This window comes from Pseudomonas sp. A125 (assembly GCF_055409485.1).
The window spans coordinates 147,009-169,250 of sequence record NZ_JBUZVP010000004.1; the positions used below are offsets into that span (position 1 = coordinate 147,009).

At 61.0% G+C, this 22,242-nt stretch carries 20 protein-coding genes; 1 reads left to right on the forward strand and 19 read right to left on the reverse strand.

From position 1 onward, the window contains the following. Nucleotides 1–265 precede the first annotated feature (265 nt). The 16 genes from dtd to hutC all read right to left on the reverse strand — a co-directional run bounded on the left by dtd (nucleotide 266) and on the right by hutC (nucleotide 18,388). Nucleotides 266–703 carry a D-aminoacyl-tRNA deacylase gene (gene dtd, locus ACZRN6_RS07430; protein WP_464007587.1) on the reverse strand — a complete coding sequence of 146 codons (438 nt, stop codon included), beginning with the start codon at nucleotides 701–703 and terminating at the stop codon, nucleotides 266–268. Beyond that, the gene (gene pip, locus ACZRN6_RS07435) at nucleotides 700–1,671 is read right to left on the reverse strand and encodes a prolyl aminopeptidase (RefSeq protein WP_464007588.1); all 972 of its coding nucleotides are present in this window, start codon (nucleotides 1,669–1,671) and stop codon (nucleotides 700–702) included. The genes dtd and pip overlap by 4 nt, the downstream gene beginning before the upstream one ends. 103 nt (nucleotides 1,672–1,774) lie before the next feature. Next, nucleotides 1,775–2,710: an alpha/beta hydrolase gene (locus ACZRN6_RS07440; RefSeq protein ID WP_464007589.1), complete on the reverse strand. Its 936-nt coding sequence runs from the start codon at nucleotides 2,708–2,710 to the stop codon at nucleotides 1,775–1,777. A 173-nt stretch (nucleotides 2,711–2,883) separates the two neighbouring features. Next, nucleotides 2,884–3,831 (reverse strand): choline ABC transporter substrate-binding protein, encoded by a 948-nt coding sequence (locus tag ACZRN6_RS07445; protein ID WP_177088705.1) that lies wholly within the window; start codon nucleotides 3,829–3,831, stop codon nucleotides 2,884–2,886. Nucleotides 3,832–3,895: 64 nt separating this feature from the next. Continuing rightward, a complete protein-coding gene (locus tag ACZRN6_RS07450; protein ID WP_464007590.1) occupies nucleotides 3,896–5,062 on the reverse strand; it encodes an IS110 family transposase in 1,167 nt (388 codons plus the stop codon). 252 nt (nucleotides 5,063–5,314) lie between these two features. Next, nucleotides 5,315–6,115 (reverse strand): N-formylglutamate deformylase, encoded by an 801-nt coding sequence (hutG, locus tag ACZRN6_RS07455; protein ID WP_464007591.1) that lies wholly within the window; start codon nucleotides 6,113–6,115, stop codon nucleotides 5,315–5,317. 11 nt (nucleotides 6,116–6,126) lie between these two features. Beyond that, nucleotides 6,127–7,332 carry an imidazolonepropionase gene (gene hutI, locus ACZRN6_RS07460; protein ID WP_464007592.1) on the reverse strand — a complete coding sequence of 402 codons (1,206 nt, stop codon included), beginning with the start codon at nucleotides 7,330–7,332 and terminating at the stop codon, nucleotides 6,127–6,129. A gap of 81 nt (nucleotides 7,333–7,413) precedes the next feature. Next, nucleotides 7,414–8,952: a histidine ammonia-lyase gene (hutH, locus tag ACZRN6_RS07465; RefSeq protein ID WP_322142864.1), complete on the reverse strand. Its 1,539-nt coding sequence runs from the start codon at nucleotides 8,950–8,952 to the stop codon at nucleotides 7,414–7,416. Between the two features lie 19 nt (nucleotides 8,953–8,971). After that, complete coding sequence (locus ACZRN6_RS07470; RefSeq protein WP_322142863.1) at nucleotides 8,972–10,495, reverse strand: HAL/PAL/TAL family ammonia-lyase; 1,524 nt, start codon at nucleotides 10,493–10,495, stop codon at nucleotides 8,972–8,974. 154 nt (nucleotides 10,496–10,649) lie between these two features. Further along, nucleotides 10,650–11,474: a quaternary amine ABC transporter ATP-binding protein gene (locus tag ACZRN6_RS07475; RefSeq protein ID WP_322142862.1), complete on the reverse strand. Its 825-nt coding sequence runs from the start codon at nucleotides 11,472–11,474 to the stop codon at nucleotides 10,650–10,652. After that, nucleotides 11,471–12,322, reverse strand: coding sequence for an ABC transporter permease (locus ACZRN6_RS07480; protein ID WP_017478193.1), 852 nt, complete (start codon nucleotides 12,320–12,322; stop codon nucleotides 11,471–11,473). The genes ACZRN6_RS07475 and ACZRN6_RS07480 overlap by 4 nt, the downstream gene beginning before the upstream one ends. Before the next feature lie 72 nt (nucleotides 12,323–12,394). Continuing rightward, entirely contained in the window at nucleotides 12,395–13,360 is a 966-nt protein-coding gene (locus ACZRN6_RS07485; RefSeq protein ID WP_322142861.1) for an ABC transporter substrate-binding protein, read from the reverse strand. Nucleotides 13,361–13,429: 69 nt separating this feature from the next. Next, nucleotides 13,430–14,887: a purine-cytosine permease family protein gene (locus tag ACZRN6_RS07490; RefSeq protein WP_322142860.1), complete on the reverse strand. Its 1,458-nt coding sequence runs from the start codon at nucleotides 14,885–14,887 to the stop codon at nucleotides 13,430–13,432. A gap of 148 nt (nucleotides 14,888–15,035) precedes the next feature. Continuing rightward, nucleotides 15,036–16,706, reverse strand: coding sequence for a urocanate hydratase (hutU, locus tag ACZRN6_RS07495; RefSeq protein WP_464007593.1), 1,671 nt, complete (start codon nucleotides 16,704–16,706; stop codon nucleotides 15,036–15,038). Between the two features lie 414 nt (nucleotides 16,707–17,120). Then, the gene (locus ACZRN6_RS07500) at nucleotides 17,121–17,681 is read right to left on the reverse strand and encodes a HutD/Ves family protein (RefSeq protein ID WP_464007594.1); all 561 of its coding nucleotides are present in this window, start codon (nucleotides 17,679–17,681) and stop codon (nucleotides 17,121–17,123) included. Continuing rightward, on the reverse strand, nucleotides 17,678–18,388 hold the full coding sequence (hutC, locus tag ACZRN6_RS07505; protein WP_003217980.1) for a histidine utilization repressor: 711 nt from the start codon (nucleotides 18,386–18,388) through the stop codon (nucleotides 17,678–17,680). The genes ACZRN6_RS07500 and hutC overlap by 4 nt, the downstream gene beginning before the upstream one ends. Nucleotides 18,389–18,535: 147 nt before the next feature. On the opposite strand from hutC, the gene ACZRN6_RS07510 reads away from it, so the two are divergent. Further along, nucleotides 18,536–19,900, forward strand: a complete 1,365-nt coding sequence (locus ACZRN6_RS07510; RefSeq protein WP_464007595.1) for a formimidoylglutamate deiminase — start codon at nucleotides 18,536–18,538, stop codon at nucleotides 19,898–19,900. A gap of 112 nt (nucleotides 19,901–20,012) precedes the next feature. Here the strand turns inward: ACZRN6_RS07510 and ACZRN6_RS07515 are convergent, their stop codons facing one another. The 3 genes from ACZRN6_RS07515 to ACZRN6_RS07525 all read right to left on the reverse strand — a co-directional run bounded on the left by ACZRN6_RS07515 (nucleotide 20,013) and on the right by ACZRN6_RS07525 (nucleotide 22,140). Beyond that, complete coding sequence (locus ACZRN6_RS07515; RefSeq protein WP_322142856.1) at nucleotides 20,013–20,582, reverse strand: lipocalin family protein; 570 nt, start codon at nucleotides 20,580–20,582, stop codon at nucleotides 20,013–20,015. A 32-nt stretch (nucleotides 20,583–20,614) separates the two neighbouring features. Continuing rightward, the gene (locus ACZRN6_RS07520) at nucleotides 20,615–20,869 is read right to left on the reverse strand and encodes a hypothetical protein (protein WP_010169120.1); all 255 of its coding nucleotides are present in this window, start codon (nucleotides 20,867–20,869) and stop codon (nucleotides 20,615–20,617) included. Between the two features lie 260 nt (nucleotides 20,870–21,129). Then, entirely contained in the window at nucleotides 21,130–22,140 is a 1,011-nt protein-coding gene (locus ACZRN6_RS07525) for a class 1 fructose-bisphosphatase (protein ID WP_322142855.1), read from the reverse strand. Nucleotides 22,141–22,242 lie beyond the last annotated feature (102 nt).

The window sequence follows — 22,242 nt, forward strand, 5'->3', positions numbered from 1 at the left end:
GCAACCCTCGCCGAAAACAGATCAAAAAACCAACGGCCAGCTATCTATATGCCAGGTTGGCGAGCATTGTTCCGACTCCTCTGGGGCTAAATGATTCCCCAATAGCGATCGGACAAGTCTCTACCTAAGTCAAAAATGGACCAATTAACGCTGATCCCCGTAGCGCGCGATTATCTAGTAGCCCGCGAGACAACGCATCAGGGACAGCGAAGTATTTGTAGCGAAATCCCGGTTTTTTGGGCATCACAAGTCGTTTTCAGTACATTCACGTCTGTAACAGGAAGGTGACCGGCCCGTCATTGACCAAATGTACCTGCATATCCGCGCCAAAACGCCCTGCCGCTACCGTGCCATGCAATTGTTGCGCTTGTAACAGCAGGTAGTCGAAAAGTGCCTCGGCCAACGCCGGCGGTGCCGCCGTGGAGAAGCTCGGTCGCAGGCCACTCTTGGTGTCTGCCGCCAGGGTGAACTGCGACACCAGCAGCAAACCGCCGCCAATGTCTTTCAAGGACAGGTTCATCTTGCCCTCGCCGTCGCTGAACACCCGATAGTTAAGCAGCTTATTCAGCAGCTTGTCGGCGCAGGCCTGGGTATCTGACGGCTCGACGGCCACCAGCACCAGCAAACCCTGGTCGATCGCACCGACGACTTGCCCCTCCACCTCGACCCGGGCGCCGCGCACCCGCTGCAAAAGCCCCTTCATGCTTCTTCGGGCGGCAGATCGAGCAGGCGCCGTGCCATTTCACTCGCCGCACGCACCAGCGCATCGGTAATGCCCGGCTCGGAAGCCGCGTGGCCGGCTTCGCGGATGATCTGCAATTCGCTGTTGGGCCACGCCTGATGCAGCTCCCAAGCGTTATCCAGCGGGCAGATCATATCGTAGCGGCCATGCACGATTACGCCAGGCAGATGGGCGATCTTGTGCATATCGCGGATCAGCTGGTTGGGCTCAAGGAATGAATTGTTGGTGAAGTAGTGGCATTCGATACGGGCAATCGACAGGGCGCGCTGGGGCTCGGAGAACCGCTCGATCAACTGCGGGTTCGGGCACAGGCCCAACATGCGGCCTTCCCACGTGGACCAGGCCTTGGCCGCGTGCATCTGGGCGATCTGGTCGTTGCCGGTCAGGCGCTTGTGGTAGGCGCCGAGCAGGTCTTGGCGCTCCTCCGCAGGGATCGGCGCGAGGTAGTCCTGCCAGTAATCCGGGAACAGACGGCTGGCGCCAGCCTGGTAGAACCACTGAATGTCCTGGGGGCGAGCCAGGAAAATGCCGCGCACGATCAGGCCATGCACGCGCTCCGGATGGGTTTGCGCGTAGGCCAGCGCCAGGGTCGAGCCCCAGGAACCGCCGAACAACACCCATTTTTCGATGCCCAGGTGCTCGCGAATCCGCTCCAGGTCGGCCACCAGGTCCCAGGTGGTGTTGTTTTCCAGGCTGGCCCGTGGGGTGGAGCGCCCGCAGCCGCGCTGATCAAAAGTAACAATTCGGTACAGATTCGGATTGAAATAGCAGCGGCTATTGGCGTCACACCCGGCGCCAGGGCCGCCGTGGATGAATACGACGGGCAAGCCTTCCGGGGAACCGCTTTCGTCGACATACAGTACGTGGGTTTCGTCGACGGCCAGATCGTGCCGGGCGTAGGGTTTGATCTGCGGGTACAAAGTCTGCATTGCGCGCTCCGTAAGGGGTCGAGTTCATCCCTGGGGGGACGTCTATTATTTTGCCGTCTGGCATCATAAACCCGAATTGTGCAATGAGCATGCCTTGGTGAACCTAGACCTGTGTCAGCAGAACACCACGCAGGTAATCCAGCAGATACGCGTAGAGCCGGTCGACCTCTGCCACCTGGCCTCGGGCCCGTAAACAGCCGTGGACCAGGCCTTTTCCGGGATACAGCGTGGCCGCTACCCCGCCCGCTTGCAGGCGTTCGGCGTACAGCACGCCGTCGTCGCGCAGCGGGTCGAACTGGGCAACGGCGATCAGTGCCGGGGGCAATCCGCTGAAATCCAGGGCCCGCAATGGCATGGCGTAAGGCGATGGCTGGCTCGGGCCACGCAGGTAGAGCGCCAGGTAGCATTCGGTGTCGGCAGTACTGAGCAGCGGCGCGTCGACGCAGTCGCGGCGCGAGGGCAAGTCGGCGGGGCCGCCCAGGCCGGGGTAGATCAGGATTTGCGCCAAGGGCTGTGGCAGGTGGTCATCGCGCAGGCCCAGGCACAAGGCAGCCGCCAGGTTACCGCCGGCGCTGTCACCGGCCACCACCAGACGCTGAAGGTTGATGCGGGACGGCGCTTCACCCGCCTGAATCGCCCGCCAGACCGCGCGGCAATCGTCGAAGGCGGCCGGGAACGGATGTTCGGGCGCCAGGCGGTAATCGATGGCGATGACCAGCACCTGCAGCGAGTCGGCCAGCTCACAGCAGATAAAGTCGTGGGAATCCAGGCCGCCGACCACCCAGCCGCCACCGTGCATATAAAGGATACATGGCCAGCCGCCATCAGGGATGTGTGCCGTCGGCTGATACAGACGTACGCCCACGCTACCCAGGGAAATATCTGACACCTGCAACCCTTCAGGGCGCGCCGGGGTGAACGCCTGGCACATGCGGTCATAGCCAAGGCGCAATCCGGCCAGCGAGGTGTCGTCGCTGGTGAAGGATTCGGTTTTTTCGACAAAGGCGCACATCTGCGCGCAAATCGGGTAATGGGACATGAGGGTGATCGTCCTGATAGGAAGATTCAAAGCACACCACAAGGCAAATGTGGGAGCTGGCTTGCCTGCGATAGCAGTGTGTCAACCAACGCCATCGTCGACTGATAAACCGCCATCGCGGGCAAGCCCGACTCCCACATTGGTTCTTTGTTGTTTGATCTAGCGTGTTCGCATCAGGGTTTGAGGCTGGCCTGCACCGCCGCCACGCCGTCCTTGCCATCCAGCGTCGTCACACCGGCCAGCCAGCGCTGCAAGTCCTCGGGATTATCGCGCAGCCACTGTTTGGCCACATCCTGGGGCGTCTTGCGGTCCATGATCGGCACCATCAACTGGCTTTCCTGGGCCGCGGTGTAGGTCAGGTTTTCCAGCAGGCGCGTCACGTTGGGGCAGCGCTCGGCATAATCCGGAGCCGTTACCGTGGAGACCGTGGCCATGCCCTCGTTGGCACCGAACACATCTTCGCTGCCGGTCAGGTAAGCCATTTTCATGTTGATGTTCATCGGGTGCGGGGTCCAACCGACAAACACCACGAACTCCTTGCGGTTCACCGCGCGCTGCACCGCCGCCAACATGCCCGCTTCGCCGGACGCCACCAGCTTGAAGCCGCCGAGGCCAAAGCGGTTACTGTCGATCATTTTCTGGATGTCGGTGTTGGCGCCGCTGCCCGGTTCGATGCCATAGATCTTGCCGCCCAGCTTGTCCTTGAAGCGGGCGATGTCGGCAAAGGTTTTCAGGCCGGCATCAGCGACGTACTGCGGCACCGCCAGGGTAGCCTGAGCGTCTGACAGGCTGGGTTTGTCGAACACCTTGACTTGATTGGCCGCAAGAAACGGCGCGATGTTGTTGTCCATCGCCGGCTTCCAGTAGCCGAGGAAAATATCCAGGCGCTTGTCGCGAATGCCGGCAAAGATGATTTGCTGCACGGCGCTGGTTTGCTTGCTGTCGTAGCCCAGGCCATTGAGCAGCACATCGGCCATGCCGCTGGTGGCGATCACGTCGGTCCAACTGACCACGCCCATGCGCACCGCCTTGCACGAGGCCGGGTCGGCGGCCATCGCGTTGGCGCTCAGGAGTGCGGCGCCGGTGAGAATCAACAGACAACGGTTGAACAGTCTTTTCATCGATGCGGTCTCACTCGGCAGTTTTTATTGTGGGGATGGCGTCTGACGCGCCGTGCCCCACACCTTACCCAGCGAGACCTCGATAAAAGCGACCTGTGGCGACAGGGATTTGCACACAGACGACTTGGGAGGTGTGTTGCTGTTGAGGGCCTCTTCGCAGGCAAGCCAGCTCCCACATTTGAATGTGTTTGCAATTCAAAAGGTGGGAGCAACTGTCTTGATAGCCATATCTTGAGCATCGTTTCTGAAGACAGCCAAAGCTCCCACAGCTTCGTGCCGTGTGACTTTTACGACATACCGCTGCCGAATCAGGCAGCGTGCACTTTCCATTCAGTCCCATCGCGTTCAGCCGTATTAGCAGGACTCGCATGCAGGCGATGAGCGCGACCTTTGCGCATTTGCCTTTGTCACGCAGCGCCTTATAGCGGGCCTGGAACTCAGGCTGCTCCCGAATAACCACCCAGCAGGACATATACAGCGAGCGACGCGCAGCAAATCTTCCGCCGCTAATGTGGCGCACGCCCTTATGGTTCCCACTGTCGTTGTTATACGGAGCAAGACCCGCCAGCGCAGCGATCGGCCGCTTTCCGACTTCGCCCAGTTCCGGGAGATAAGCCATAAGACTGGCTGCCGTAACGATCCCGATTCCTTTGACCGAACACAAACGAGCCGCTTTTTCACTGTCCAGCTTTTCAGCGCTTTGACGGATCAGTTGCTCTATCAACTTCACAGCCTGGTTCAAGTAATCGATATGGCTCTGCAAAGCCGGTTTGACTACCTCAGAAGAGGCTGTTTTCAGGCGCCGCCTGTCATCATCTCTTTGATGAATAAAGTTTTCCCGCTGCTGGACCAGTGCTCGCAACTCATCGTGCTCCGGACTTGTGACGCGGCTGCCGGGTGAATCGATGACCGCTGCAAATTGAGCAAGACATTGCGCGTCTATCGGATCGGTTTTGGCTTGTTGCCCCATCGCCTTGGCAAAGGCCTTGGCCCGGCAGGGATTGATGCGTATGACTTCAAAGTCAGCCGCCTGGAGCGCTTTCATGACGTTTCGCTCATAACCGCCGGTCGCTTCGAGCAAGACGCTCCCGACCTGATGCAGCTTTAACCACCCAATCAGTCCTGGGAAATCACTGTCAGCGTTACGGCAACTCACGCCACGCTCGAGCTGGTTCACCCGAACCTCTAAGCTGCCTTTGGAAACATCAATGCCTGCTGGAAAGGAAAACATGGCCAAACCCTCTTACACTCATAGGTGAGAGCGCTCTGGCTTGGCCCACGCTTGTAACTGTTCGAGGTGGGCTCGTTCAACTGTTCGGGCTCATGTCCAGAGCGGAGAGGTGAGTGGCAGCATGGGCTCCCACACGTGCTTTAAGCACTCCCGGCATTCAGCTTGCCACTCACCGCTCTCACCCTCAGCTTAATCCCAGTTCAAGACACAAGCCGGGCTTGCCCGCGATGGCTATCTCAGCTGCGCAACCAATCACCGGTAGTGCTTTTGCCCCCAGGCCAGGAACCCTTCCAGCAACTCTTTCAACACCACCCGAGTCGGCTCGGCGAGGTCGGCGCGATAGCGGAACGGCTCAAACTCTTCCATGTACGTGCACTGCCCCAACTCCAGCTGCACCGCGTGGATGTTCTCGGCCGGGTTGCCGTAGTGGCGGGTGATATGCCCGCCCTTGAAGCGCCCGTTGAGCACATGGCTGTACTGCGGGTGCCCGGCACAGATGGCTTCCAGTTGGCTGGCCAGTTGCGGGTCGCAGGCGGCGCCATTGAAGGTGCCGAGGTTGAAGTCCGGCAGCTTGCCTTCGAACAGGTGCGGGATCACCGAACGGATCGAGTGCGCGTCAAACAGCAACGCATAGCCGAACTCGGCCTTGAGCCGGGCCAGCTCGTTTTGCAGGGTGCGGTGATACGGCGTCCACACCTGCTCCAGGTACGTGGCACGCTCGGCCTTGGACGGTTCCAGGCCTTCAGGGAACAGCGGCACACCGTCGAACAGCGTTGCCGGGTACAGGCCGGTGGTGGCGCCGACGTACAGCGGCTTGTCGTCTGAAGGCCGGTTCAGGTCGATGACAAACCGCGAATACTCAGCCGCCAGGGTGCTGGCGCCCAGTTCTTCGGCAAAGTCATACAACGTGGGGATGTGCCAGTCAGTGTCCGGCAGGCTTTGCGCCTCGGGGATCAACCCGGCTTGCACCGCCGGCGTCAGGCGCAGGCCCGCGTGAGGCATGCTGATCAGCAGCGGTACGCGGCCTTGTTTGAAGTTCAAAACCTTATCCACAGCGCGACTCCTTAAACAGTGACGTCCACGCCGTGGCGCACGACGCGTTTATCCAGCTCGCCGCCCAGCCAGTAGGCCAGGTCGGCAGGGCGATCAATCTGCCAGGCGACAAAGTCTGCAACCTTGCCCACTTCCAGCGAACCATGGCTGTCGCCCAGGCCCAAGGCGGTAGCCGCGTGCTGGGTGGCGCCGGCCAGGGCTTCTTCCGGGGTCATGCGGAACAGGGTGCAGGCCATGTTCAGCATCAAGCGCACCGACAACGCCGGCGAGGTGCCGGGGTTGAGGTCGCTGGCGATGGCGATCTTCACGCCGTGCTTGCGCAGGGCGTCCATCGGCGGCAGCTGGGTTTCCCGCAGGAAGTAGAACGCACCCGGCAACAGCACCGCGACGGTGCCGGAAGCAGCCATGGCGATAGCGTCTTCTTCGGTCATAAACTCCAGGTGGTCGGCCGACAGCGCCTGGTACCGTGCCGCCAGGCTGGAGCCGTGCAGGGACGACAACTGTTCGGCGTGCAGTTTTACCGGCAAGCCAAGTTTTTGGGCGGCGATGAACACCCGCTCCACCTGCTCCGGCGAGAACGCCAGGTATTCACAGAACGCGTCGACCGCATCTACCAGGCCTTCCGCCGCCAGTGCCGGCAGCATCTCGGTGCAGATATGGTCGATATACGCGTCGGCTCGGTCCACGTACTCCGGCGGCAACGCGTGCGCCGCCAGGCAAGTGCTGCGCACGCTCACCGGCAGTTCGGCGCCGAGGCGACGGATCACCCGCAGGATCTTACGCTCGCTGGCCAGGTCCAGGCCGTACCCGGATTTGATCTCGACCGTGGTCACACCGTCGCGCAGCAAACTGCGCAGGCGCTTTCGGCTACTTTCAAACAGTTCATCTTCGGTCGCCGCGCGTGTGGCGCGCACGGTGCTGGCAATACCGCCACCGGCCGCTGCGATCTCGGCGTAGCTCACGCCTTGCAGCCGCTGCTCGAACTCACCACTGCGATTGCCACCGAATACGGTGTGGGTGTGGCAGTCGATCAGCCCCGGCGTGACCCACGCACCTTGCAGATCACGGGTGGTTGCGTAGGTTGCGCTCGGCAGTTCGGCATGGGGGCCGATCCACTCGATGAGCGTGCCCGAGGTAACGATGGCGGCATCCTCGATGATCGAGTATTTGCCTTGGGCCATGGTTGCAACGTGGCAGTGTTGCCAAAGCGTTTTCATCAACGCCTCCGTTAGGTTATCGATGAGACAAAACCTTGCGGGAGCTGGCTTGCCTGCTCCCGCACTGGATCGGTGTCGCTATTACAGGCTCGGGAGCAACTTCGCCGGCACCAGCTCATTCAGGCAGCGCGTTGCCAACAACTCACTGGCCGCATTGATGTCGGGTGCGAAGAAACGGTCCTTCTCATAAAACGCCACTTTGCTGCGCAGGATCCCGCGAGCCTTTTCCAGCGCAGGCGAGGTTTTCAAACCATTGCGCAGGTCCAGGCCCTGACACGCGGCCAACCATTCCACCGCCAGTACACCACGGGTGTTCTCGGCCATTTCCCACAGGCGTTTGCCCGCCGCCGGCGCCATCGATACGTGGTCTTCCTGGTTGGCCGATGTCGGCAGGCTGTCGACGCTATGGGGATGGGCCAGCGCCTTGTTCTCGCTGGCCAACGCCGCCGCGGTGACCTGGGCGATCATGAAGCCGGAGTTCACGCCGCCGTTAGCTACCAGGAAGGGCGGCAGTTGCGACATGTGCTTGTCCATCATCAACGAGATGCGACGCTCGCTCAGGGAGCCGATTTCCGCGATGGCCAACGCCATGTTGTCGGCGGCCATGGCCACCGGTTCTGCGTGGAAGTTGCCGCCGGAAATCACGTCACCTTCATCCGCAAACACCAACGGGTTATCCGACACGGCATTGGCTTCCACTACCAGCACTTCGGCTGCCTGGCGCAACTGTGTCAGGCAGGCGCCCATGACTTGCGGCTGGCAGCGCAAGGAGTAGGGGTCCTGGACCTTGTCGCAGTTCTGATGGGACAGCGACACTTCGCTGCTGTCACCCAACAGGGCGCGATACGCCGCCGCAGAATCGATCTGGCCACGCTGGCCACGGGCAGCGTGAATGCGTGCGTCGAACGGCGAGCGCGAACCCAGCACGGCTTCCACCGTCAGGGCACCACAGGCCAGGGCACCGGCGAACAAATCCTCGCCTTCGAACAGCCCGCGCAGCGCATAAGCGGTGGAGACCTGGGTGCCGTTGAGAAGCGCCAGGCCTTCTTTGGCCGCCAGGGTCAGCGGCGTCAGGCCGGCGACTTTCAGTGCTTCGGTGGCTTCCAGCCATTCGCCTTTATAGCGCGCCTTGCCTTCACCCAGCAGCACCAGCGACATATGCGCCAATGGCGCCAGGTCGCCGGAGGCACCCACCGAACCTTTCAGCGGAATGTGCGGGTACACCTCGGCGTTGATCAGGGCGATCAGTGCGTCGATCACCTGCCGGCGAATCCCGGAAAAACCACGGCTCAGGCTGTTGACCTTAAGCACCATGACCAGCCGCACCAGCGCATCGCTGATGGGCTCACCGACGCCGGCGGCGTGGGACAGCACCAGGGAACGCTGGAGGTTTTCCAGGTCTTCACTGGCGATGCGGGTCGAGGCCAACAGGCCAAAACCGGTGTTGATACCGTAAGCGGTGCGGTTCTCGGCGAGAATCTGCTCCACGCAGGCGACACTGGCTTCGATCTGGTCAGATGCGCTGGCATCCAGGCTGAGGGTTACCGGCTGCTGGTAAATGGCCCGCAGTTGGGCAAGGCTCAGTTGGCCTGGAATCAGGTTTAGCGCAGTCACATTCATGCTCCTTGTGAATTGGGTTTCAGTGCAAATTCGGTAAGACACGGTTCAACAGATCGGGAGCTTTAAGCAGTGCGGCAGTGGCCGCGATGTCCGGCGCCAGCCAGCGGTCCTGGTCGTAGGCCGGCACATGCTCACGCAGCAGGCGCCAGGCGGAGTCGGTACCGGCACCGAAGCGCTGCTCCTGCAGGAACTCGAACGCCTGGGCCGCCAGCAGGTACTCAATGGCAAGAATTTGAGTGACGTTCTCCAGCACCGAATGCAGTTTCAGCGCAGCGTTGGTACCCATGCTCAGGTGATCTTCCTGAAGGCCCGAGGTGACAAAGTTGTCGAGCACCGCCGGTTGCGCCAACTGGCGGTTTTGCCCACACAGCGAAGCGGCGACGTACTGCACGATCATCATCCCGGAGTTGACCCCGGGGTTGCTCACCAGGAACGCCGGCAGGCCACTCACGTGCGGGTTGATCAGGCGGTCCAGGCGGCGCTCGGCGATGGAGCCGATCTCGGCCATGGCGATGGCCAGCATGTCAGCCGCCAGGGCCACGGACTGCCCGTGCGGGTTGGCCTGGGACACCACGCGGTAGCTGTCTGGCGTACCCAGCACCAGCGGGTTGTCGCTGGTGCCATTGAGTTCGGTTTCAATCTGGCGGGTGGCATGCTCCAGTTGATCACGGGCGGCGCCGTGCACCTGGGGAATCGAGCGGATGCTCAAGGCGTCCTGGGTGCGAATGCCTTTGCTGCTGGCGATCACTTGACTGCCGTCCAGCAACGCCCGCAGGTTGATGCCCACTTGCTGCATGCCCGGGTGCGGCTTGAGGGCAATGATTTCTTCGTCGAAGGCATCGATCTGCCCGCGCTGGCCTTCGAAGCTCATGGCGCCGATCACATCGGCCCATTGCAGCAAGCGGTGCGCATCGGCCAGGGCCAGGCAGCTGAGGCCGGTCATGCACGGCGTGCCGTTGACCAGGCACAGGCCATCTTTTGCCCCCAGCACCACCGCCTGCAAACCTTCTTCGGCCAATGCCTGGTGCGCCGCGACGATGCGCCCCCGGTAGCTCACATTGCCAACACCGAGCAAGGCGATGCTGATGTGGGCCATGTGGGTCAAGTAACCCACCGAACCCTGGGACGGTACTTGCGGCGTGATACCGTGGTTGAGCAGCGCCAGCAGCGAGTGCACCACCTGCGGATGCAGGCCGGATTTACCGTGGCTGTAGTTGATGATCGCCGAGCAGATGATCGCGCGAGTCTGCTCATCGCTCAACGCCGGGCCGACGCCGCAGGCGTGACTGAGCAGGGTGTTGCGCGACAGCCGGCTGAGTTGCTCGCCCTTGAGCGACACGTTGCACAGCGCGCCGAGGCCGGTGTTGACCCCATAGGCGCGCTCGCCGCTGGTGACGATACGCTGCACGATCGCCTGGGCATTGTCGATACGCGCCCAGGCCTGGCCCGAGAGTTCGAGGACGGCGCCGTGGCGGGCCACGGCGACCACGTCCTGCCAGCGCATCGGGGCGTCGGCGATGATGATTTTTTCAGCCTGGGACATCATTGACCTCTTCATACACACTTTGAATGCCTTACCGCTTTGCCGGCCTCATCGCAGGCAAGCCAGCGCCCACATTTGATCGGGTTCACACAGTACGAATGTGGGAGCCGGGCTTGCCCGCGATAAGGCCAGGCGACTCTCCACACCTTCTGGATCAGACCACCGCCGCCCGGCGCTGAACGAACCGGTCCACATACTCATCCGCCGGCGAATGCAGGATCTCGCGTGGCGTGCCGACCTGAATCAGCTTGCCGTCCTTGAGGATCGCAATGCGGTTGCCGATGCGCACGGCCTCGTCGAGGTCGTGGGTGATGAAGACGATGGTCTTGTGCAGGGTCTTTTGCAGCTCCAGCAACTGGTCCTGCATCTCGGCGCGGATCAGCGGGTCGAGGGCGCTGAACGCTTCGTCCATCAGGATGATGTCGGTGTCGGCCGCCAGGGCGCGGGCCAGGCCCACCCGTTGGCGCATGCCGCCGGAGAGCTGGTGCGGGTATTTGTTTTCGTAGCCCTTAAGGCCCACGGTTTCGATCCAGTGCAATGCGCGCTCGGCGCACACTTGCTTGGTTTCGCCGCGCACTTTCAGGCCGTAGGCGACGTTGTCCACCACGCTCTTGTGGGGCAGCAGGCCGAAGCTCTGGAACACCATGCTGATCTTGTGCCGACGGAATTGACGCAGGGCTTCCATGTCCAGTTGCAGGATGTCTTCGCCGTCCACCAGGATCGCGCCGCTGGTGGGGTCGATCAGGCGGTTGAAGTGGCGCACCAAGGTCGATTTGCCGGAACCCGACAGGCCCATGATCACGAAGATCTCCCCGGTGGCGATGCTCAGGGACAAGTCATTCACGCCCACCACGCAACCGGTGTCGGCCAGTACCTGGTCCTTGGTCTTGCCCTGGCCAATCAGCGCCAGTGCTTCCTTGGAACGGTTGCCGAAGATCTTGAATACGTTTTTGACTTCAATCTTGCTGACGGTAGTCATTTGCTCGCCTCATGCCGTGGACGACCATAGGCCTGGGTAATGCGGTCGATGACCACTGCGAGAATCACGATCGCCAGGCCGGCTTCAAGGCCACGCCCGACGTTAAGCGTCTGAATGCCAACGAGTACGTCTTCGCCCAGGCCACGGGCGCCGATCATCGAGGCGATGACCACCATCGACAGCGCCATCATGGTGGTCTGGTTGATCCCGGCCATGATGCTCGGCAGGGCCAGCGGCAGTTGCACGCCGAACAGTTGCTGCCAGCGGTTGGCACCGAAGGCGTTGATCGCTTCCATGACTTCGCCGTCTACCTGGCGGATACCCAGGTCGGTCAGGCGAATCAGCGGCGGTGCGGCGTAGATCACCGTGGCGAAAATCGCCGGCACCTTGCCCAGCCCGAACAGCATCAACACCGGGATCAGGTACACGAAGCTGGGCATGGTTTGCATGATGTCCAGCAGCGGCATCAGCACCGACCGCAGGCGATTGCTGCGGGCCGACAGAATTCCCAGGGGAATGCCGATCAGCACCGAGATCACCGTGGCCACCATCATCAGCGCCAGGGTTTGCATCAGCTTGTCCCACAGGCCAACTGCGCCCACCAGGAACAGCAAGCCAACGATCACCGCCGTGGTGACCACCTTGCGCGTGGCGTGCCAGGCGATGCCGCCGACAATCGCCAGCATCAACCACCAGGGCGCTGCGCGCAGCACACCTTCCAGGTTGACGATGGCCCACAACAGGGTGTCGGAGATGTGCCGGAACACGTCCCCGTAGTTGGTTACCAGCGAATCAACCCAACTGTTGACCCAATCGGCAATGGAAAACGTAAAACTCTCAGGAAACATATCGTGCTCTCGATCCAGTGGGTTGTGGCCGAGTGGCCGGCTAGCCCCTCAGGGTAGCCGGACACGCTTGACCTACAAGGCCGCGTCGATTTTCTTGGCTGCGTCGTCGCTCACCCATGCGTGCCAGACTTCAGGATGTTCCTTGAGGAAAATTTTCGCCAGTTTTGACGACTCAATTCGCTCCTTGGCCATGCGGCCCAGGTTCTGGTTCAGCAGGTCGATGGGCAGGTTGACCTTTTCCAGCACAGCCACCAGCTCCGGTGCTTGCTCGTGGAAGGTCTTGGACAGACCGACCTTGATGCTCACGCTTTTATCCACGCCGGGCTTTTCTTCGAGCTTGACCAGATCGACCTGGCCCATCAGCGGGGTTGGCGACCAGTAGTAGAACAGGATCGGCTCGCCACGCTTGTAGCTCGACAGCACCGCCGCATCCAGCGCCGGGCCAGTGCCTGGGCGGAAGTTGGTGTAGGTGCTTTCCAGGCCGTAGCTTTTGAGCATCTCGCTGTTGTCCAACTCACAGGTCCAGCCGGCCGGGCAGTTGTAGAAACGGCCCTTGGATGGCTCTTCCTGGTCCTTGAACACCGCGGAATACTTGGCCAGGTCGGCAATGGTTTTAAGGCCTGGCGCCTTGGGCTCCAGCTTGCGCTTGGCATCGCCTTCGATCACGTAGCGCGGCACGTACCAACCCTCGACAGCGCCCACGACCGGCGCACCGACACCGACGACTTTGCCGGCCTTCTCGGCCTTGTTCCAGACTTCGCTGCGGCCCACCCATTCTTCGGCAAACACCTGGATGTCGTTGCTGCTCAGGGCGTTCTCCATGGTGATGGAGTTGCCCGGCAGGCTGTCGGTTTTGCAGTCGTAGCCTTTTTCCAGCACGGTTTGCAGGATGTCGGTGAGCAACATGCCGCTTTCCCAGTTCAGCCCGGCAAATTTCACCGGTTTGCCGGATTCGCACCAACCGGCCGCCTGGGCGCCAGCAGAAGCCAGCAAACCTGTAGAGAACAACGTGGCCAGCAGGGTTTTATTCATTTTCATTGTTGTGACGCTCCCAATCTTGAAATGGATTACGGCAGTCAGTAGGCATCCTGCCCTGTCCACGTCCCATCAGGCCTGTGCAACCAGCCCGTTTGTCGTTGGTGCAGCGCCCTGCTCTACCGGCAGGATCAGTCGTTCAGGTATCGCGCTGTGCCACTTTTTGGCGGCCCAGTAGTAAAGCGCAGCCGGCACCACCAGCCCGATAATCCAGGAGATATCGGTGTCGCCCAGGCTCGCAACCAGTGGCCCGGTGTAGAAATGCGTGGAGATGAACGGCATCTGAATCAGCACGCCAAACACGTAGATGCTGATGCCCATCAGATTCCAGCGACCGTAGCGGCCGTCGGGGTTGGACAACGCCGGGATGTCGTAGCGCTCTTTGGTGATGCAGTAGAAATCCACCAGGTTGATCGCGCTCCAGGGCGTGAAAAACGCCAGCAGGAACAGGATGAACGCGGAGAAATCCTTGAGGAACGAGTCCTTGCCCAGCAAGGCCAGCGCGGCGGCAATCGACACCATCACGAAGATGTACAGCAGCCGCGTACCACTGCCGATGTGCCGGCTGCCACGAAAGCCACTGATGATCGTCGCGATCGACATGAAACTGCCGTAGGCATTGAGGGTGGTCACGGTGACCTTGCCGAAGGCGATGCTGAAATACAGCAGCGCCGCGACGATCCCGGTGCCACCCAGGCCGACGATAAACGACACTTCGTGGTGAGCGAATTGCGAACCGGCCAGGGCCGCCGCAAACACACCAAACACCATCGACGCCTGCGCGCCGATCACCGAGCCCAGGCCCACGGCCCAGAAAGTTTTCGACGCCGAGGTGCTGCGCGGCAGATAACGCGAGTAGTCCGCTACATAGGGACCAAACGCAATCTGCCAGGACGCCGACAGGGAAATTGCCAGCAGGAAACTGCTCAGGGAAAAGTGCTTGTTGCCCAGCAACGCTCCGACGTCGTTACCGGCCAGCAGCTTGTAGAACAGGTAGATGAACGCAACCACCCCAAGCACGCTGGCAACCCGGCCAATGCCGTGGATGACGCGGTAGCCGAAGATCGTAAACAGCATGATCAGCCCGGCAAACAGCACGATGCCGACCCAGTCTTCAACGTGGAGCAACTGCGCCACCGCTTGCCCTGCGAGCAGCGAACCACTGGCGGAGAAACCGATATACATCAGGCACACCAGCACCAGCGGGATCACCGCGCCATACACGCCAAACTGCACGCGGCTGGAAATCATCTGCGGCAAGCCCAGTTGCGGCCCCTGCGCAGCATGCAGCGCCATGACGCCGCCGCCCAGCAGTTGACCGATCAACAAACCGATCAACGACCAGAACACATCACCGCCCAGCACCACGGCCAGGGCCCCGGTGACAATCGCGGTGATCTGCAAATTGGCACCCAACCACAGGGTGAACTGACTTAACAGACGGCCGTGTCTTTCCGCTTCCGGGATGTAGTCGATCGAACGCTTTTCGATCAACGGGGTGGTGCTTGCACGAGCGTCTTTTACAGCCATTTATGTTCAACCTCTAATGGATTGTTTGTATGCGGATTGCTCTACTGTGGGAGCTGGCTTGCCTGCGATGGCATCACCTCGGTCTTACTGGAAAACCGAGTCGTCTGCATCGCGGGCAAGCCCGGCTCCCACAGGACCGAGCCAGTCTTTACTTGATCATCGGAAGATTGAGCCCCTGTTCCCTGGCGCAGTCGATGGCGATCTGGTAGCCCGCATCGGCATGACGCATCACGCCAGTGGCCGGGTCGTTGTGCAATACCCGGGCGATACGCTCGGCTGCTTCGTCGGTACCGTCGCAGACAATCACCATGCCGGAGTGCTGGGAGAAGCCCATGCCCACGCCGCCACCGTGGTGCAGGGAGACCCAGGTCGCGCCGCTGGCGGTGTTGAGCAAGGCGTTGAGCAGTGGCCAGTCGGACACGGCGTCGGAACCGTCCTGCATCGATTCGGTTTCACGGTTGGGGCTGGCGACCGAACCGGAGTCCAGGTGGTCGCGACCGATCACGACAGGTGCCGACAGCTCGCCGCTGCGCACCATTTCGTTGAACGCCAGGCCCAACTTGGCGCGCTGGCCCAGGCCAACCCAGCAGATACGCGCCGGCAGCCCCTGGAAGCTGATGCGCTCGCGGGCCATGTCCAGCCAGTTGTGCAGGTGGGCGTCATCCGGGATCAGCTCTTTGACTTTGGCGTCGGTCTTGTAGATGTCTTGCGGGTCGCCCGACAGCGCCGCCCACCGGAACGGGCCGATGCCACGGCAGAACAGCGGGCGGATGTACGCGGGTACGAAACCCGGGAAGTCGAAGGCGTTTTCTACGCCCTCTTCTTGCGCCATCTGGCGGATGTTGTTGCCGTAGTCGAAGGTCGGCACGCCCATTTTCTGGAAGTCCAACATCGCTTGGACGTGCACGGCCATGGATTGCTTGGCGGCCTTGATCACTTGCGCCGGTTCGGTCTTGGCGCGGGCGCGGTATTCGTCCCAGGTCCAGCCGGCGGGCAGGTAGCCGTTAAGCGGGTCGTGGGCGCTGGTCTGGTCGGTGACCATGTCGGGGCGCACGCCACGCTTGACCAGTTCCGGGAGGATTTCAGCCGCGTTGCCCAGCAGCGCGATGGAGATCGCCTGGCCAGCCTTGGTGTATTTGTCGATGCGCGCCAGGGCGTCGTCAAGGTCGGTGGCTTGCTCATCGACGTAGCGGCTGCTCAGGCGGAAGTCGATGCTGACCTGCTGGCATTCGATGTTCAGCGAGCAGGCACCGGCCAGGGTCGCGGCCAGTGGCTGTGCGCCGCCCATGCCGCCCAGGCCGGCGGTCAGCACCCAACGGCCCTTGAGGTCATCGTTGTAGTGCTGGCGACCGGCTTCGACGAAGGTTTCGTAGGTGCCCTGCACGATGCCCTGGCTGCCGATGTAGATCCAGCTGCCGGCGGTCATCTGGCCGTACATGGCCAGGCCTTTGGCGTCGAGTTCGTTGAAGTGTTCCCAACTGGCCCAGTGCGGCACCAGGTTGGAGTTGGCGATCAGCACGCGCGGGGCGTTGCTATGGGTCTTGAACACACCGACGGGTTTGCCGGATTGCACCAGCAGGGTTTCGTCGTCATTGAGGTGGGTCAGGCTTTCGACGATCTGGTCGTAGCATTCCCAGTTGCGCGCGGCACGGCCGATGCCGCCGTACACCACCAGCTCTTTCGGGTTTTCGGCAACCTGTGGGTCGAGGTTGTTCATCAGCATGCGCAGCGGCGCTTCAGTCAGCCAGCTTTTGGCGGTCAGCGTATTGCCGCGTGCGGCACGGATTTCAACGTCACGGTACTTGGTAGGCTTGGTCACAAAAAATTCCTCAACGATCAATGCGCGAACATGATTGGTGCGAAGAGGATGTCCATGGACTCTTACGCACACATCTTTACTTGTACATACAAGCATATGCAATCAAGCGGCCAACTTGCTGGGTGAGCCGTTGAGATTTTTTGAGGAGGTGCGTGAAAGCCTTGAAAATTAAGGCTTGGGGGCTGGGTGAAATTTTTTGCAGGGGAGTTTTTTGGAACGCAAGATTGTTCACGACAGCGAGGCGTTGCGCCAAGCTGGGGCGTTCGGTAACAAATTGGTGCGGGGGCTGGAAACAGTATCCATGGGCACCACAGAAACAACTGTGGGAGCTGGCTTGCCTGCGATCGCAATGTGTCAGTCAGCACCTGTGATACTGATACACCGCTATCGCAGGCAAGCCAGCTCCCACAGTTTTTAACCGCGTGCGGTCAGTTCGATAATGCAACTGCGGCCGCTGACAGCGATGTCCAGCAAGCCAGTGTTACCGTCCACTTGCAGGCAATCATGGTGCCCCAGCTTCTGGTCCAGCACCTTCACTTCGTCCGCCACGCTGAACACCAGCACCGTCGGCGCCGTGGTGAAAAACCGCTGCTCACCGTCTATCCATTGAAAACGCACCTGGTAGCGCTCGGGCGAATAGATCAGGTTGAAATCGCGAATCGGCCCGGTGATCAAACGGCATGAAACCTCGCTTTCACCGCAGAACGCGAATGGCTGCAACGGCAACAACCCGCGCTGTTCCTCACCATCCACGGTCAGGACCATGCCCGCGCCCTTGATCACGGTGATCACACGCTGATAACCGGCGAAGGTCGAAAACCCGCCCGACTCGGCGATGTCTGCTATCGACAGGCGCCAGCCGAAACCGTCCATGCCAGTGCCTGCGTCACGGGTAATTTCTTCGGTGCTGCCGCCGCCGTTTTTCCACGGCATGCTCACGTAATCGGCGGCGCGCCAGACTGTCATCGAACTCATTTACTGAAACGTCCTTCCAGGCTATGACGGGAACCGGGGTGGATCAATCGCGCCGCCGTGACCGGCTGGCGGCCAGACCAGGTGCGGCGGCGAATCAGCAGGCACGGCTCGCTGGTTTCGATTTGCAGCAACTTGCATTCATCGGCGTCGGCCAGGATCGCCTCCACCACGTGCTCGCCTTCGGTCAGCGGTGCCACTTGGTTGAGGTAGGCATAGGGCGTTTGCTGGGTGAAGTCCTGCTGCAGGTATTCCGGGGCTACCAGGGCGTTGACGAAGCGGTCTTCGATTTGCACCGGGATGTCGTTTTCGTAGTGCACGATCAGCGAGTGGAACACCCGCCCGCCCTCGCGCATTTCGAGGGCAACGGCGCGCTCGGAACCGGCGGCTTCTTCGCCGAGGGTAATGACTTTGCACGTATGGCGATGACCGCGGGAGGCGATCTCATCGGCAATGTTGTGCACTTCAAACAGGGCCGACTGGCTCTTGGGCTCGGCGACGAACGTGCCCACGCCTTGCATGCGTACCAGCAGGCCTTCGGCGGTCAACTCACGCAGGGCGCGGTTGATGGTCATGCGGCTGAAGCCGAGTTGGTTGACCAGTTCGCTTTCTGACGGCACGCGGTAATGAGGCGGCCAGTTGCCGTTGAGAATCTGCTGGCTGATCATTTGTTTGACACGGGCATACAAGGGCGCCGGACTTTCGTCCATGTGGGCAGCCAGTGAAGACTTGGCGGGCGGAGTCGGCACAGGAAATCCTTGCAGGTGAAAAAGAAGCATAGCTTGCCGGAGTTTACCGAGCAGGCAAACGTCTGTATATGTATATACAAATAAACACACGACCGGGGTGCCTGAATCATGTCCGCTTTCTTTGCCGAACGCGCGCTGCTGCCTAATGGATGGGCCAATGATGTACGTCTTGAAGTCAGCGCCGATGGCCTGCTGACCAAGGTTGAGCCCAATGCCAGTGCAGACGGCGCCGAACGGCTCAGGGGCCCGGTGCTGGCCGGTATGCCGAACCTGCATTCCCATGCGTTCCAGCGGGCGATGGCCGGGCTGGCGGAAGTGGCCGGCAACCCGAATGACAGCTTCTGGACCTGGCGTGACTTGATGTATCGGATGGTCGGCAAGATCAGCCCCGACCAGTTGCAGATCATCGCGCGCCAGCTGTACATCGAAATGCTCAAGGCCGGCTACACCTCGGTGGCCGAATTTCATTACGTGCACCACGACGTCAGCGGCCAGCCCTATTCCGACCCGGCGGAGCTGTCGCGGCAAATCAGCCAGGCGGCCGCCAGCAGCGGTATCGGCCTGACCTTGCTGCCAGTGCTGTACAGCCATTCCGGGTTCGGCGGCCAGGCACCCAACGAAGGCCAGCGCCGCTTTATCAACAGCACCGAGAACTACCTGAACCTGCAATCACGCCTGCAACCGATTCTGGCCGCGCAACCGGCGCAGCGGTTGGGCGTGTGCTTTCACTCGCTGCGCGCCGTCACACCGCAGCAGATCAGCGAGGTACTGGCCGCCAGCGACAAGGCGTGCCCGGTGCATATCCACATCGCCGAGCAACAGAAGGAAGTCGACGACTGTTTGGCCTGGAGCGGCAAGCGTCCGCTGCAATGGCTGTATGACAATGTTGAAGTGGATCAACGCTGGTGCCTGGTGCATGCGACTCACGCCAATCCGGATGAAGTGACGTTGATGGCCAGGAGCCGGGCGATCGCCGGGCTGTGCCTGACCACCGAAGCCAACCTGGGCGACGGGATCTTCCCGGCGGTGGACTTCCTGGCGCAGGGCGGGCGCATGGGGATTGGTTCTGACAGCCACGTATCGTTGAGCGTGGTGGAAGAGTTGCGCTGGCTGGAATATGGCCAGCGGCTGCGGGACCAGCGGCGCAACCGGCTGTATCGCAGCGATCAGCCGATGGTCGGCCGTACGCTGTTCGATGCCGCGCTGGACGGCGGCGCCGAAGCGCTGGGGCAGCCGATTGGCCGCCTGGAGGTCGGCAAGCGTGCAGACTGGCTGGTGCTGGACGGCAACGATCCGTACCTGGCAACGGCGAGCGAAGACGGAATTCTCAATCGCTGGCTGTTTGCCGGTGGTGATCGCCAGGTACGCGACGTGTTGGTCAACGGCCAGTGGGTGATTCGCGACGGGCATCACGCCGCCGAGGAAGACAGCAGCCGGGCGTTTACCCAGGTCTTGCGGGATTTGCTGGGCTGACAGACAACCCATAACCAAAGTGGGAGCTGGCTTGCCTGCGATAGCGATGGTGAATCCAACACCGCTATCGCAGGCAAACCAACTCCCACATTGGAATGGTAGCGCTCTTCAGTTACTGCGAAGTCTTTGCCATCTGCTTGTCCGATGTCCGCCAGATCAACCGAGTGGTGTCATACCCTTGTTGCCGCGCCCTGCTCAACAGGTCTTCGCGCGTGTCGGCGCTGACTGTCGGCGTGCGGGACAACAACCACATGTAGCGTCGGCTGGGGCTACCGACAACGGCGGTCTTGTAGTCATCGCTGACGTACAACACCCAGTAATCGCCCTTGGCCACGCCCGGCAACAGCGCGGTGAACCAGTTATTGAATTCCACCCAGAGCTTGTCGGTCTTACCAGCGACTTGCGGCGTTGCCGTGCCCTTGGCTTCTTCCCACTTCCACTGCGGCGTCAGGCAGCGGTTGAACACCGACATATTGCCTTCGGGCAACAGCGTGTAACGGGCCTCGGACTGCGCGCAATTTCGCTGGAAGTACATCGGCAACCGGGCCAACTCATACCAGGTGCCCTGGTAACGCTTGAGGTTGACGCTGCCAACAGTCTTGGGTTGCAGATCATCGCCAGAATGGCTGGCGCAGCCCGCCAAAAACAGGCTGGCGCAGAGGTATAGAACGAAACGCATCATGTTGTTTTTCTCCCGCAGGCTTGCGCCCCGGTTTACTTCAGGCCTTGCCCGGAAAAAATCAGTACTTTGTCACCGGCATATTGCACGCTGATAAAGCTGTTTTTATCGCCCCAGGTGCAACTGGACATACCCAGCGCGCCAGAACAATCAGTCGGCTTGCCCAACAACGACTCCACCTCGGCCTTGGCCATGCCGGCCGACAATTTTGCGTAATTTTCTTGAGTGACCTTGCTGCAAGCGGCCAGAAGCACGCAAAACGACAACAGGGCGAGACGGCGTAACGACATGGAAAAACTCCTGGAGAGACGAAGCAGCTTGGGGGTCTGCCAGAAGCTTAGAAGGGAAAAGAGGTGTCTGGTTCCCGACGAGCGAAAACAAAAAAGCCCCTTGTGGTGAGCGGGCTTGCCCCGCGCTGGGCTGCGAAGCAGCCCCCGATAAAGGGCACTGCTTCGTGTCAGGAAAAACGAAGTGTCAGGTTCAGGGCTGCTACGCACCCAGCGCGGGGCAAGCCCGCCCACCCCACAAAGCCTATGCTTGCCGCAAGGACTTACGCCTTGTGGTAGCCGGTCACACGCTCAACTTCTTCCTTCGAACCCAGGAACACCGCCACACGCTGGTGCAGGCCTTCAGGCTGGATGTCGAGGATGCGCTGGTGGCCGTCGGTGGACGCACCGCCCGCCTGCTCGACCAGGAACGACATCGGGTTGGCCTCGTACATCAGGCGCAGTTTGCCCGGCTTGGACGGCTCGCGGCTGTCACGTGGGTACATGAACAGGCCACCACGGGTCAGGATGCGGTGCACGTCGGCAACCATCGCAGCCACCCAGCGCATGTTGAAGTTCTTCTTCAACGGGCCTTCTTCGCCTTCCATCAACTCGTTCACGTAACGCTTTACCGGAGCTTCCCAGTGACGCTGGTTGGACATGTTGATCGCAAATTCCTGGGTCGACGCCGGAATGGTGATGTCTTCGTGGGTGAGCACGAAGCTGCCCATTTCACGGTCCAGGGTGAAGCCTTTGACGCCGTCGCCCAAGGTCAGTACCAGCATGGTCTGCGGGCCGTAGATTGCGTAACCGGCAGCCACCTGCTCGGTGCCTGGCTGCAGGAAGGCTTTCTCGTTCAGCGCTTCGTTCTGGCTCAGGTATTCGTTCGGGCAACGCAGTACCGAGAAGATGGTGCCGACCGGCGCGTTGATGTCGATGTTGGACGAGCCGTCCAACGGGTCGAATACCAAGAGGTACGCGCCTTTAGGGTATTTGCCCGGGATCTGGTAGGCGTTGTCCATTTCTTCGGACGCCATGCCGGCCAGGTGACCGCCCCACTCGTTGGCCTCGAGCAGGATTTCGTTGGAAATCACGTCGAGCTTCTTCTGCACTTCGCCTTGTACGTTTTCAGTGCCCATGCTGCCCAGGACACCGCCCAGCGCGCCTTTGGAGACGGCGTGGCTGATTTCCTTGCAAGCACGCGCCACCACCTCGATAAGGAAGCGCAGATCGGCAGGCGTGTTGTTGCTGCGGGTCTGCTCGATCAAATAGCGACTCAGGGTAACGCGGGACATGGAAGGCTCCGGAAATGGGGGGCTAAAAACCCGCGCAGTTTAACGCGAGTCGGGGCGTATTTCCTCCTATCAGAGGATTTAAACCCAATAGAGTTCATGGAC